General features: G+C 74.3%; 14 protein-coding genes. 5 read left to right on the top strand and 9 right to left on the bottom strand.

All coding sequences use genetic code 11. The features are described 5' to 3' along the window. Positions 1–576 precede the first annotated feature (576 nt). The 6 genes from ACPC54_RS40565 to ACPC54_RS40540 form a co-directional block, all read right to left on the bottom strand. On the bottom strand, positions 577–1650 hold the full coding sequence (locus ACPC54_RS40565) for a hypothetical protein (RefSeq protein ID WP_498972530.1): 1074 nt from the start codon (positions 1648–1650) through the stop codon (positions 577–579). A gap of 309 nt (positions 1651–1959) precedes the next feature. After that, on the bottom strand, positions 1960–2490 hold the full coding sequence (locus ACPC54_RS40560) for a RapZ C-terminal domain-containing protein (RefSeq protein WP_498972528.1): 531 nt from the start codon (positions 2488–2490) through the stop codon (positions 1960–1962). A 68-nt stretch (positions 2491–2558) separates the two neighbouring features. Then, the gene (locus ACPC54_RS40555) at positions 2559–3086 is read right to left on the bottom strand and encodes a hypothetical protein (RefSeq protein ID WP_498972526.1); all 528 of its coding nucleotides are present in this window, start codon (positions 3084–3086) and stop codon (positions 2559–2561) included. Between the two features lie 2 nt (positions 3087–3088). Next, a complete protein-coding gene (locus ACPC54_RS40550) occupies positions 3089–3682 on the bottom strand; it encodes a hypothetical protein (protein ID WP_498972524.1) in 594 nt (197 codons plus the stop codon). Beyond that, positions 3679–4260 carry a hypothetical protein gene (locus tag ACPC54_RS40545; protein ID WP_498972522.1) on the bottom strand — a complete coding sequence of 194 codons (582 nt, stop codon included), beginning with the start codon at positions 4258–4260 and terminating at the stop codon, positions 3679–3681. Before ACPC54_RS40545 ends, ACPC54_RS40550 begins: the two co-directional genes overlap by 4 nt. Before the next feature lie 72 nt (positions 4261–4332). Then, on the bottom strand, positions 4333–5970 hold the full coding sequence (locus tag ACPC54_RS40540) for a sigma-70 family RNA polymerase sigma factor (RefSeq protein ID WP_498972520.1): 1638 nt from the start codon (positions 5968–5970) through the stop codon (positions 4333–4335). Between the two features lie 181 nt (positions 5971–6151). On the opposite strand from ACPC54_RS40540, the gene ACPC54_RS40535 reads away from it, so the two are divergent. Further along, positions 6152–6844: a hypothetical protein gene (locus ACPC54_RS40535; protein WP_498972518.1), complete on the top strand. Its 693-nt coding sequence runs from the start codon at positions 6152–6154 to the stop codon at positions 6842–6844. A 356-nt stretch (positions 6845–7200) separates the two neighbouring features. Beyond that, complete coding sequence (locus ACPC54_RS40530; protein ID WP_498972516.1) at positions 7201–8418, top strand: helix-turn-helix domain-containing protein; 1218 nt, start codon at positions 7201–7203, stop codon at positions 8416–8418. Between the two features lie 51 nt (positions 8419–8469). On the opposite strand, the gene ACPC54_RS40525 is transcribed toward ACPC54_RS40530, so the two are convergent. Then, on the bottom strand, positions 8470–8670 hold the full coding sequence (locus ACPC54_RS40525) for a hypothetical protein (protein WP_498972514.1): 201 nt from the start codon (positions 8668–8670) through the stop codon (positions 8470–8472). Positions 8671–8939: 269 nt separating this feature from the next. Here ACPC54_RS40525 and ACPC54_RS40520 point away from each other — a divergent pair, with 269 nt between their 5' ends. From ACPC54_RS40520 to ACPC54_RS40510, 3 genes are all read left to right on the top strand, one after another. Continuing rightward, positions 8940–9167, top strand: coding sequence for a hypothetical protein (locus tag ACPC54_RS40520; protein ID WP_498972512.1), 228 nt, complete (start codon positions 8940–8942; stop codon positions 9165–9167). Further along, on the top strand, positions 9164–9400 hold the full coding sequence (locus tag ACPC54_RS40515) for a hypothetical protein (RefSeq protein ID WP_498972510.1): 237 nt from the start codon (positions 9164–9166) through the stop codon (positions 9398–9400). Before ACPC54_RS40520 ends, ACPC54_RS40515 begins: the two co-directional genes overlap by 4 nt. Before the next feature lie 135 nt (positions 9401–9535). Beyond that, positions 9536–10039: a hypothetical protein gene (locus tag ACPC54_RS40510; RefSeq protein ID WP_498972508.1), complete on the top strand. Its 504-nt coding sequence runs from the start codon at positions 9536–9538 to the stop codon at positions 10037–10039. Positions 10040–10043: 4 nt separating this feature from the next. Here ACPC54_RS40510 and ACPC54_RS40505 read toward each other — a convergent pair whose 3' ends face one another. Both ACPC54_RS40505 and ACPC54_RS40500 read right to left on the bottom strand, forming a co-directional pair. Further along, positions 10044–11183 carry a hypothetical protein gene (locus ACPC54_RS40505; protein ID WP_498972506.1) on the bottom strand — a complete coding sequence of 380 codons (1140 nt, stop codon included), beginning with the start codon at positions 11181–11183 and terminating at the stop codon, positions 10044–10046. A gap of 50 nt (positions 11184–11233) precedes the next feature. After that, positions 11234–12610, bottom strand: a complete 1377-nt coding sequence (locus tag ACPC54_RS40500) for a hypothetical protein (protein WP_498972505.1) — start codon at positions 12608–12610, stop codon at positions 11234–11236. Between the last annotated feature and the right edge of the window lie 274 nt (positions 12611–12884).

The raw sequence follows: 12884 nt of genomic DNA, 5'->3' as shown, positions 1-12884 counted from the left end.
GCCCGGCAGGCGGCCGAGCCGCACCGACCAACGGCGGCCCGCCAGCGGCCGGAGCGCGGAACTGTTACCAACCGTCATCAGCCAACGGCCGGCAGGCAACCGGCGGTCTATCAAGTGCACGCCAGAAACCGACCACCGGCCCGGGGGCGCCGGGCAGCGCCTCCACCCCCGCCCGGCAGGCGGCCGAGCCGCACCGACCAACGGCGGCCCGCCAGCGGCCGGAGCGCGGAACTGTTACCAACCGTCATCAGCCAACGGCCGGCAGGCAACCGGCGGTCTATCAAGTGCACGCCAGAAACCGACCACCGGCCCGGGGGCGGTTCGGCAGGGACCTGCAGTCAGATCGGGGGGTCCGGGGAGGCGGAGCCACCCGGGCTGGCACGGCGGCGAGCGTGCCCACCACCCCCGCGCCGAACGGGTGTCGGCGGCCCGGCCGGGCCGGTACCGGGGTCACCTGCGGCCACCTCGACGGCGGGTGCGGGACGGACCCTCCCAGCCGGGCCCGAACGCGGGCGACAGGAACGCCGGAGGGGGCCCGCCCGGCTGCGCGCCGCGCGGGCCCCCTCCGGGCCACCCTCACCCCTCCAGCTCGTCCGCCACCGGCTCGGGGAAGTCCGCCTCCTCCGGAGGCTCCGTCATGTCCCACTCGGCCTCGTCCGCCCCCGCCGGCGGATCGACCGCGACGACCGGCCCGCCCGTCCCGGCCTCGACGGCCGCGAGCGCCGCGACGGCGCCGACAGTCGGGTGGAACGCCCGGCCCACCTCGGCGGGGCCCGGTTCCACCCGGGGCTCCGGCAGTTCCACCACCACCTCGACCACCCCGGCCCCGGCCGCGCCCGGCTCCTCCGTGTCGGCCTCGACGGCGGCCGCTGGCTCCGCCTCGGGCTGCTCGACGGCGGGCTGTTCCACCCCCGCCCGCCGCTGTTCCACGAACGGCTCGTCGCAGATTCCACAGAGGATCGCGCCGTCCTGCAGGTTCTTCGGCGTCAGCTGCAGCCGCCTCGGCGGAGTGCATCCGCAGTCCGCGGCCACCCGCTTGCCCGCCGTCCGTTCCTCCGGCTTCTTCTTCGCCCTCGGGTTGGGCTCCTCCTCGCCCTGGCCCTCCCCGCCGTCCAGGTACGGCAGGGACGCCCGGTCGATCGCCCGGATCGCGGCCGCGAAGTGCGCCCGCGCGGGACCGCCCATCTTCGCCCGCGCGAACCCCACCACCGGCTCCGCCTTCGCCGGCGGCTCCAGCCCGAGCTCGCGCGCGATGGCGGCCCACCGCCGGTTATGCCACCGGCCACCCTGTGAGCTCTGCGTCTTCTCCCCCCGAACCGCCCCGATCCCGTGGGCGGCCTCCCGCAGCAGCGTCTCCATCACCGCCTCGCCACCGATCTGCAGCAGCTCGCCGGCCACGAACACCTCCGGCAGGCGCCGCTCCCCCGGCGACTCCCCCTCCAGCGGCAGCGCGGCCCACCGGTCCGGCCGGTGCTGGCCCCGCCGCAGCGGCGCCGGCTTCCCGTCCTTCCCCTTCCGGTTCGGCTGCCCCGACCCGGTGATGATCACCGCCCGTGGAACCTCCTCGTTCGCCGCCCGGATCGCGGCCCACGCCTGTTCCAGCGCGGAGATGATCCGCGCCCCCTCGTACCCTCGCCGGTCCTTCGCCATGTCCTATTCCTAGCGTGCACACACTATGTCTGGGGCCTGATTTGGAACTCGACTCGCGGTGTTCCACCGGTCCGGTTCCACGGGCGGCCGACCTGTTCCACGGGTGGAACGGCTACGCTCGCCCCCGCCCCGTACGGGGCGACTGTTACCGGGAGAGAGAGGGCGCCATGTCGGTGAGAGGTGGGTGCGGGAACTGCGGTCACCCGCTCGACCCGCACTCCGGGGGCCGCTGCGGCAACTGCGGCGCGACCAACCCCCGCTGACGCCGGAGGGGCGGGCCCCGGTGGCCCCGCCCCTCCGCCGAGCCGGTCAGTACCCGGCGTGCACCAACGCGCCGGCCGCGTTCTCGGCGGCCACGCTCACGTCCAGCTCGTCCTCGTCGTCCAGCTGGTCCAGCAGCGAATCCAGCGCCCGCTCGATCACCTCGGCGTACGCCTGGGTGCGGTCGGCGTCCCGGCCGGACTCCTGCACCTCCTTGTCCAGGTCGCGGTGCGTCAGGGAGACGGGGAACTGCGCCGCGACCAGCGCGTCTCGCAGGATCTCGGCCGTTGTAGCTGCCCTGTGGCGTCCGCCGGCGCATCCGATCGCCACCCGGAACGGGGTGGTCTCAGCCCCCGGGCCCATCGCGTACGACTGCGTCATGGTGATGGCGGCCGCCACCACCTGCAGGATGCCCGGGGTCGCGGTGACGGCGTCGCGCACCTCCTGGTCCCGCGCGGTCTTGTACCGAAGCGCCGGGTTCACGTGCGGGTCCTTGAAGTGCCGGCGGAGGTCCAGGACCAGCTCCGCCTCCGGGACGCTGCCGTGCAGGTACCCGAAGCTGATGATCTCGACGTTCATCGTGTTCCCCTCCTTCGCCCCCGACCGGGGGCGGGTTGATGGTCGGTCGGCCCGCCCGGCCTGGGCGGCTAGAACAGTTCGATCTGCAGGGCTCCGCCCGGCTGGCCCGCGATGATGGCCCGCTCGATGGCGGCTTCGACATCGGCGCCGGCCGCCAGCGCGGCCTTGATGGCGTCGCGGATCGCGCGGGCCCGGCCGGCTGCGCCGCGGCGGTCGGTGAGCGCGTGGCCGATCGTCCCCATGCGGGCGGCGTACTCGCTGGCGTTGTCGGCCCGGGTGCCGGCCAGCCAGTGCTCCGGGTTCTGGCAGCTCGGGGAGTCGCACCTGTGCCGGACGACGTCGGCGGCCAGCAGCTGCTCGACGCCGTGCACCATCGCGTACCCGAGCGCGTGCGCGGTGACAGTCCGGCTGGTCTTGGCGGTCCGGCTGCCCGCCCTGAGCTTCCCGTGGCCTGAGTCCGAGACGGCCCCAAGCCAGTACCAGCACTGGGTGGCCCCGCGCCGGTAGGTCTTCGCCTCGTACCGCTCCTGGGTCTTCGGGTCGGCCAGCAGCTCGGCCCACGGCACCGGGACGGCCGGCGGCCTGGTCCGGGCCACCCTCAGACCTCCCGCTCCCGCTCGCAGTAGGTGCAGGCGTACTCCCCGTCGCCCCACTCGCCGTGCTGGGTGCAGTGCCACTCCGGCTCGCGCATCGTCTCGACCTGGGCGACGTCCTGCAGCCCGTACCGGGCCACGGCGGCGTCGAGCGCGGCCTGGACCTCGGCGGCGGTGAACTTCGCCGGGTACGTCGCCTCGTGCACCTCGACCGTGTACACCGGCTCGTTCCACCCGGTCAGGTGCCGTCCCAGCACCATCGCCTCGGCGGTGACGGTGAGGTGCCGCAGTTCCAACGCCCGCTGTTCCACCGCCTCGGCGGTGAGCCGGTCGGCGCCGACCAGACCGGTGCCCCGGCAGTGCGCGCACTGCCCGGACTGGTCCGGGTGGGAGTTCTGGAACTGCTGCCGCTCGGTGGCCAGCAGCTCGGTGATCGCGGCCGCGTTGCCCACCGGCACCTCGACGTCGGCCTGCGCGCCGCCGAGCCCGCTGCCGACCGTGAGCATCACCACCTGGTGGTCGGGCCCCATCGGGTACTCGTCCACCATCTCCTGGACGGCCTGGGCGAGCGCCGCGGCCGCCTCCCGCTCCTGCTTCACTGCTCCTCCTCCTTCTCCTGGTTGGCGAGCAGGAACGCCCCGGCCCTGGCCAGCGCCTCCTCGCGGGTGTCGTACGTTTCCTCGGCCTCGTCCGTCCGGCGGTTCGCCGCGGTCCCGATCCACCACCAGCCGCTCTCGTCGGGGTGGTAGCTGATGCGGGCTTCGCCGCCGGCCATCTGCAGCTCGGTCGCCTCCGGCACCGGGACCATGATCCGGGTGACGCCGGGCCAGCGGCTGCGGGCGGACTGCCTGGTGATCCCCCACGCCTCGCCCAACTGGACGTAGGTCGCGCCCTGGCTCCCCGCCCGGCCGGCCACCTCGGCGGCGACGGCGTCGGCGGCCGGACCGACCTCCCGCAGCATCCGCAGCACCGACAGCGTGTAGTCCTGGGTCAGCCGCAGGGCCTCCCGGGTGTGCTTCTTCGCCCCCTCAGGCGTCTGCGCGACCCGGCGGGAGATCCGCTCGGCGTGGTTCCACGCGAGCGAGTAGATCTCCTTCCGGAGCTGTTCCAGCTGTTCCTCGGTCGGTTCCACGTAGGCCGGCGTGATCGGTGCCCAGAACCCCTCTTCGTTCTCCATGATGGCAAGTCTACCTGTCGCCGACAGTTCTGTCTGTCGAATCAGTGGAACTGTCGGCGACAGTTCCACCTGTCAGGAGGGGACGCACTCGCAGGATGGAACGCGCTCCCACTCGCCCTTCTTCTTGGCGACGACCGGACCGGCGCCGGGGATGCCGCTGCCCCCGCACCGGGTGCAAGAGGCGTCCGCGCCGGGGTCGAGCCCCCAGCTGTCCCCGCAGCCGTTGCAGCGCGCGCAGTCGGCGAAGTCGTCGGTGTTCGGGATCGGCTCGCCGTACTCCTCGACGTCCACCGAGCCGCACCGCGGGCAGGTGATGCTGTACCGCCGCTTCCCGGCGTACAGCGGGGGCCGGCTGCGCTCGCACCCCTCGCACGCCTCGCGGTCGATGGGGTTGGTGGTCTTGCACACCACGCACCGCCAGTGCACGCCGTCCGCGTGGCCGGGCTGCAGCTCGACCGCCCCGGCCTCGGCGGCCGCCGACCCGACGACGCTGGACCACGGGTCGGCCTCGTCCTCGTCGCCCTGGTCCGCCTTGAGCGCGTCGGCCTTCGCCTGGACGGCCTGCCTGGTCATCCCCGCCGCGCGGCCGAGCGCCGCGTAGTTCGCGTGGCCCGGGTCCGCCCACGCCAGGATCTGGTCCAGCCGCGCGCTGACGGCGGCCTGGGCCAGCTTCGACTCCTTCATGGCCTCGACCCGGCGCGGGCCCAGCACCACCTCCAGCTCGCGCACCAGCCGGGACCGCAGCCGGGCCCGCTCGGCGCGCATCGCCGGGACGGCGTCCACCAGCAGCACGCCATCCTCGGTGGCGGCCCGCTGCTCGCGCTCGGCGAGGTGGACCAGGTCGCGCTCGCTGGAATCCGCGCTCACCAGCGACTCCCGGCCGCTGGTCGCCCACCACCGTTCCAGTTCCATCGGGGTCCGGCCGGAGGCCATCTCGCGGCGGTAGCCGTACAGCCACGCCCGGGTGCCCACCACCAGCAGCCGCTGGTCCTGGCCGAGCTCGATGCCCAACGCCTCGGCGATCAACTCGCGGTCCGGGTTGAGCCCGAGCGTGCGGGTCAGGTGCGGGGCCTGCTCGTCCAGCTGGCGGGCGGTCCAGTCCGCCCACCGGCGCTCGATCCAGTCGGGCAGGGCCTCGTACACCTCGGCCAGCGACACCACGACCGGCGCCGGCTGCTCCGCGTCGGGCTCGCGCTGAACCAGCCGGTCCATCTCCTGGGCCGCGCGGAACGCCTCGGGCGACCAGTCCACCTCGTCCGTGCCGGGCACCTCCACCAGGTTCTCCAGCAGCTCCTGGGCGACGGGGGCCACCCGCTCGGCGAGCGCGTTGCCCTGCTCCGCCGTCAGGTACGGCAGCTGCCGAACCCCGGAGTCGATCGTCCAGTACATGCTGGTCGGGACCGCGTCGGGCCCCTGCCACAGCCACAGCTCCGCCCCGCCGTGGTAGGTCCGGGCGTCCCGGTCCTGGCGCCAGTCGTCGCAGTGGAACCGCAGGACGCCCTCCTGCAGGTCGAGCACCAGCGCCTGGTAGTGCCCGGCACCCATCCCGGCCGGCTGCGGCCCGGGGTTCTTCCCCTTGGTCCGGTCGTACGCCTCCATCCACTGGTCGATCGCCTTCCGGTCGGGGATCGGCGGCATCTGCGCCTCGCTCGCCGGGGCGACGCGGACGGTCCTCGCGTGCGGCACCCGCAGGCGCCTGCTCTCGTTCACCATGACAAGTAGATTGACACTGAATCAGCTTCGTGACAAGTAGGTTGTCACGCCTGGCCGGAAGTGGCTCCCCGGGCTCCGCTACGTGCGCTGACCTGGCCGGATTCCGGGTGCCCTGCTGGCGGTCGGCCCTGCTGAGCGGGTATCTGTAAGGGCGTCAGTTCAGCCGTGGGAGGTACATGTGTGGCGGCGGACGCCAGCTCCGGGCAGCGTGCGCGCCTGGCGGCTGCGCCTGCGCGAGATCGAGCGGGACCGCCTGCGCAAGGCGGGGCAGGCACCGCCGACCCTGCGGCAGCTTCGTCCGGCCCTCGTCGCCCTGGCCGTCGCCGTGGTGGCCGGGGCCTTCTGGCTGACCTGGTCGGTGCAGCTGCTCGGGCTCCTCGGCCTGGTCCTCGGCGCCAGCCTCTACCTGTGGCTGCTGGCCTTCCTCGTCCGCCTGCGCGGTGCGGCCGTCCGCCGGCGCCGCGGCCACTACACCTCGGCGGAGGCGGCCTCGCTGACCGACCACCAGGTGCCCGCCGTGGTGCTGAGCCTGCTCCGCCGGGACGGCTGGCAGGTGGTCTCCGCCCCGCACCAGGGCCAGCCTCGGATACTGGGCGCCGACCGGACCGGCCGGGAGATCGACGTGACCTTCCGCCCCTCCGACTGGGAGGAGGACACGGTCACCTCCGGCCCCGGCCCCGCGCCGCTGCGGGCGGCCGGGACGGTCGGGTACGGCGGCGTCGTCCGGCTGATCGTCTCGCTGGGCACCTTCTCGCGCGGTGACGTGCTCTGGGCCTCCCGGCAGGGCGGCCTCCACCTGGTGGACGGAGACCTCCTCCGCCGCTGGGCAACGGGCGAGCGGGTCCACCGGCTGCTCGGCATCGTCGGCTGACCCGCCGGCAGGGGCTCTGACCTGGGCTGGAAAGTTCCAGCCGCGGGCCTGCGAACGGCCGGTGAGTTTCGGGCGGGGCCCGGTGAGTTCCGCCCGCCGAAACTCACCGGTTTTCTCCCCACCGCAGGTCAGCGCGGCGAGCAAGTTGTGCCGCAAGTCGTCCTTACCGCGGCGGAGCAAGCTATCGCGCAAGCCGGGCTTGCGCCCGTCTTCCGCCCACCGCGCCGGGGGGCACGGTGGAGAGGAACGCGCCGGGGGGCACGTTCGGGTGGGCCTGTTCGGAGGCAGGTGCGCGGGCCCTCGCTGCGGCCGTACCCTGACGCCAACAGCGGCCCCGCAGCAGGGAGACAGCCCCGATGCCAGCACTGCCAGAGTCCCTGACGCCCGGTCAGCGAATCCAGCGCCTGCGAGAGGCCAGGGGCATGTCCCGCGCGGTCCTAGCCGGCCTTCTCGGCCGCTCCGAAGGCTGGCTCAAGGCAGTGGAGAAGGGCCGGCTGCTGCCGCCCCGGCTGCCGATGCTGGTGAAGATCGCCGAACACCTGCGGGTGAGCGACCTGTCCGAGCTGACCGGCTCGCTCTCCCTGCCGGCCGAGCTGTTCGCCGGCCCCGAGCACCCGGCTCTCGCGGTGGTCCGCCGCGCCGTCGATTCGGCGTCGCTGGCCCCGGCCCCCGGCCGAACCCCCCACCTCGACCACGTCGCGGCCGCGCTCGCCTCCGGCTGGGCGGCCCGGGACTCCCGGGGCGACCACCGCACCGCGCTGGCCGAGCTCCTGCCCGGCCTGGTCGCCGACGTCGCCGCGGCCGCCGTCCACCCGGACGTCGCCGACCGGCGCCGGGCCCTGGTGCTGTACGCCTCCGTGCTGAACCTGACGCAGATGTACGCCGCGTACCAGGGGGACGGAAACCTGGTGTGGCGGGTGGCCGAGCGGTCGCTGGCCACCGCGCGGGCCGCCGGCGACCCGGCCGCGACCGGACAGGCGGCCTGGTTCCTCGTGCAGGCGCTTCGGGAGTCCGGGCAGTGGGACTCCGCGCAGACGGTCACGGAGGAGACGCTGCGGCTGCTCGACCCGCTGCGGGCCTCCGCGCCCGACCTGGCGGCGGCCTGGGCGGCCATGGCCTGGCATGCGGCCATCACCCACGCCCGCGCCGGGGAGTCCGGCTCGGCGTGGGGCTGGTTCGACCGCGCCGAGACGGTGGCCCGCACCCTGCCGGCCACCTGGTGGTCGTCGCCCACCTCGGCGTCGCCGACCGCGATTGCCGTGCACGGGGTGACCGTCGCGGTCGAGCTGCGGCAGGTGGGCACCGCGCTGGCCTGGGCGGACCGGCTCGACCCCCGGCAGATCCCCGCCCGCCCGCGCCGGGCCCGGCACCTCGTCGAGGTGGCCCGCGCCCACCAGCTGCGGGGCGAGCACCAGCGCACGGCCGAGCTTCTGGGCGACGCCGTCGCGGCCGCACCCGAGACGCCCCGGTGGAACGGCGAGACGCACGCCCTGGTCCGCCAGCTCCTCGACGGCCCGGCGTCCGTCCGGCCGGCCGCCCGGCACCTCGCCGACCAGGTCGGCATCGCGGCCTAGCGTGACGAAGAGCCGTTGCGGAACAGCGTTCTACCGGCCGGTATCACGGCTCTACGTCACGCTTACAGTCGTCTCGTAGGCCCGGTGCCGCTCGCGGTAGGCCCGTGACCTGCACCGACCGCTGCAGTACCGCTTGTCCTTCCTGGTGCCGGTGCCGAAGCCGGCCAGCACCGGCTGGTCGCACATCGGGCACCAGTACCGTTCCCAGCCCGGCCAGTCCTCCTCGCGGGACTGCTCGGCGAGCACCACCACGGCCAACACCGCCGACCAGCGGTGCCGCTCGCGGTACGCCTTCGCGCGGCAGGCACCACTGCAGTAGTGCCGTCGCCGCGAGCTTCCCCAGGGCAGCGGCCGGCGGCACTGGAGACACCTTCTCCGGGGCCGGGCCACACCTCCAGCATGCGCCCGTACGGCAGCGCGGGGCCTAGTTCGTCATACCGGGGTGGGGGGCCCAGACTGTGCCCCCCACCGCCGTCCCCGCTCCCTAGGGTGCCGGGATGGCACATCTGGCACCTCAGCGCATGTCCGGAACCGACTCGGAGGCGTACCGCCTCGCCATCCTGGCGTCTGAGCGGCTGCGGGTCTCCCTCGCCCGCCACGGCCTCGACCTCCCCGGGGTCCGCGGCGACCACCCCTCCGGCGCCGGCGAACCGATGGTCGAGCTCGGCCGGGCCTCCGCCACCGTGGTCCACGCCGTGGCCGAGCTCCTGGACCGCCTGCCCCTCGACGGCAGAGAGGCGGCGGAGTGAGCTACCACGGTGGCGAACGGGCCGTTCACGAATTCGAGCGGCACCCGCGCGACGGCGAGCGCGTCCTGGACGCGGAGACCGGCCGGGTCGGCATCATCGACGGCCAGGAAGTCCTGCGCGGCACCTGGAGCGACAAGGTCGTGGACCGCCGGGTCTGGCTCGTCCCGCCCGGCGGCGGCCACCAGTGGCCGGCCGACCCGGGCCAGCTCTCCCCCGCCCCCGAACCCACCTGACGGACCGTCAACCGCACCGCCCCTGACCTGCACCGGGTCAGGGGCGGTTTCACTTTCTCGACCAGAAATGAGGGAGTTAGGACACGGAGCATCCGGAGCCGGTGTCTTGCCGGGCGTCGGTTCGTTGGCCGGGGCATGGACACCATCCCCACCCCCGCCCCATCGCTGCCCGAACTGCGCGGCAACATCCTGGCCGTGGACCTGCTGCGGGCCTGCGTCCGGCACGACGCGGACGACCTGGCCGACCTGCTGGCGGAGCTGAACACCGGGATGCGCCGGCTGACCGACCCGGCCGGGGGCTTCGCGCTCGACAGCTTCACCCGGTACCGGGTGGAGGAGATGTTCGCCGACGCGGTCGAAGCGCTCGGCTGCCGTCCGGGCGACACCACTGCGCTGCCGACCACGACCGTGGCGGTGGAGGTCGTGGTCACGATGGGGCGCATGGGCATGCCCGCGAACGTGGCGGCTGCGCTGCGGGCCTTCGCTGACGGGGACTTCGGCCCGCTCGGCGACCTGGGCGGCCTCGACCGTGTCGCGGCGGTGTCGCTGGCGACGGCGGCCGCCGAGCGGGCCGGCGCGTCGTCTCCGGAGGAGGTGCTGGAGAAGCTGGACCGCCTCCGCCAGCAGTTCGGCGCCTGAGCCGTCAGGCGGTCCTTCGGGCGACGGCCGCCGCGGCGGTGCTGCGGCCGATCGCCCGCAGCACCTCGGCCAGCCGGGCGCCGACCGTCGCCAGCTCGGCGGCACCGGGCGGGACCTGGTGCCAGCACGCGAGCGCGTTGCGGGCGGCCAGCTGCACGCCCTGGTCCTCGACGGCGGACCACTTGAGCCGGTGCTCGGCGGTGGCGGTCCACCGCTCGGCGGCCCGCGCGGCCTGCCCGGCAGCGGCCGCCACGGTCGCCTGGACTTCGAGCACGTCGCCCATCTCGGGCGACAGGTGTCCGGCGGTCCGCAGCACGGTCCGTTCCCACTGGGCGGCCAGCTCGGCGGCGGCCTGGTGGTGCCCGGCCCGGATCGCCTCGGCGATGGCCGGCCGCAGGTCCACCGCGGGCTCCGGGGCGGGCGCCTGGGTCGGCATCGGCGGCAGCAGGTACGACGGCTGGGAGCGCGGGCGGGGCACCTCGACCTCGACGGGCGGCGGGGCGAGCACGACCGTGCCCGACTCCAGCCCGGCCTGGGCGGCCGCCACCGGGTGGAGCTCGGCGAGCCGCTGGCCGACCGGACCGCTCCGCAGCAGCTGGGCCAGCTGCACCGTGTAGGCCGGCGGCCGCCACGGGCCACGCCGAGCGGGCGGGGCGACCACGCCGTACCGCTCGACAGCGTCGGGCAGCTGCAGGTCCTCCTCCCGCATCGGCAGACAGCTCGGGTCGGCGATCACGTCCACGACCACGGTCGTCGTGCCCTCCGGCCGCCCGGCGAGGGCCTGCGCCAGCCACGCCCACGGCAGCGCGGTGTACCGGATCGTCGTGCTGCCGGTCTTGGCCAGCGCGAGGTGGACCTGGTGCTGGCGGTGGTCCCGGATCAGCTGCCCGCACACGTAGACCAGCAGCGGCCCGGCGGCGGCCGCGGCCTCCTGCAGGCGCGCGAGCACGGCCTGGGGCTCGCCCGGGTCCACCAGCTGCAGCGCGTCCACCGGCCCGGCCCAGCCCTGCAGCAGCCGGTCCGCCGAGACGTTCGCCAGCACGGTGACGCCGTGCTCGGGGTCGAGCAGCCGGCGGCGGCTCCGCCTCGGTGCGGCGGCCAGCAGCAGCACCCGGCCGCGGGCCTCGCTCTGGTGGTTCGTCATGCCGTTCCCCCGTTCGTTCGTGCTGGTCAACGCGCTGCGGGGCGGGACTGTTACCGCCACTGGCGTTCCCACCTCTCGCGCTGGGAGCGCTCGACCCGGGCCCGGTAGACCTCCAGCGGGCTGACCTCCTCGGGCAGCGGGAGGTTGGCCTGGAAGTCGGCCTCCGCCTCCCGCTGCCAGCGCCTGACCGGCCGGGCGGCCTGCTCGTCCTCGACCCGCCGGGCGGCCCGCTGGCGGGCCTCCTGCAGGGCGGCGCGGGCCGGGGCCGCACCGGCCCGGTTCCACTCCGGCAGCTGGGCCTGGCGGGCCAGCAGCGCGGCGTACCGGCCGTGCTCCTCATCGGCCCGCCAGCCGTCCGCCAGCACGGGCGGGCGGGCCTGGTCCCACTCCACCCGGGTCTTGATGATCCGCCACAGCCGGTGGCCGACCAGCGCGGCGAGCGAGCGGGCGGAGCGGCACTGCACCGTGATGGCCTCCACCAGCTCGCTGGCGGTCGCCCGGCGAAGCGCCAGCGCGGTGGGCTCCACCAGCCCCTCCAGCTCACGGGCCGACAGCACCCCGGCCCCCCCTCGCTGGTGCTGCCACCAGCGGCGGCACCGGGCGAGCACCTGCCGCGCGGCGGCCAGCTCCTCGGCGCTGGGCGCCTGGCGACGGCGGCCCGGCCGCCATGCGTCCTCGTCCCCGAGCTCGCCGGTTTCCCCTGGGATGGTGGACCTATCTCCCCACAGGGGAGATAGCGCCTTCGCGGTATAAGGAGACATCTGACACTCAGTGGGAGAACCAGAGTCTGGTGTGACATCAGGGGCGGTGCGGGGGGCGGGGAACGGCTCCGCCGGCGGTTCGAGCGAGACCGGCGCGATCGGGGCCTGGGAGAGGTGCCCGAAGTACGAGTCGGCGTCGTCGGGCTCGGGCAGCGCGTCGCTGTCCCACAGCCGCAGGGCCTCCTCCAAGTCCTCGGGCAGGCCAGGCACGACCAGGTCCACCGGGACCTGGAGCTGGTAGCGGGCCGGGTAGCCGGGGGCGGCGTGCTGCAGGCAGCGCACCCACCCGAGCCGGACGGCGTTCCGCAGGGCACGCCAAGCCGACCGCTCGGAGACGCCCTGAGCGGCCTTGTAGGTGTTGATCAGGCGGGGGACGTCGCGGATGATCCCGCGCGCCCCGGACTCGTACGTGACGTGCTGCAGCATCGCCTGGACGACGGCGCCGTGGCGGCCGCGCTCGTGGGCAAGGCAGGTGAGGCGGTACCAGGTGGTGCGGTGGACCGCGGGGAACCGGAGGGCTCCCGGGCTGGTCTCGGTGACGGTGACGATCTGCGAACTGGACGATGGCGAACGCTCGGTCGTGAAGGGGTGACCCGGCGTGTCAGATCGGGGCAGTGCTGTGCAGACCGGTGAGCTGACGGCTATAGTCGTCTCCCGGATGAACATGCAGAAGGGTGTGTCGTCCTGGCCCTCCGCCCCGGTAGTTTGGCGACTTCGGTGGGGTGAAGGGGAGAACAAGCGGTTATGTAGTTGGACGTGGTGTGCGCCTCAACGGGACGGCAATCCCGGGTGGGGCGCTTTCTGCGTTTTCGGGCCTGTGTGGCGGCTCCAAGATCGGCGGGTTTAAGCCAACGGGCAGCATTTCACAAGTCACACCGTCCGTGCTGGTGATGACACGCACTCGTGTTGCCACTGGGCGGGAACATCCCGATTTGTGATG

Source organism: Kitasatospora sp. NPDC094028 (assembly GCF_049543595.1).
Classification (GTDB): Bacteria; Actinomycetota; Actinomycetes; order Streptomycetales; family Streptomycetaceae; genus Kitasatospora.
Note: the sequence above shows the minus strand (reverse complement) of the source record. Positions and strands in the feature narration are given on the sequence as shown.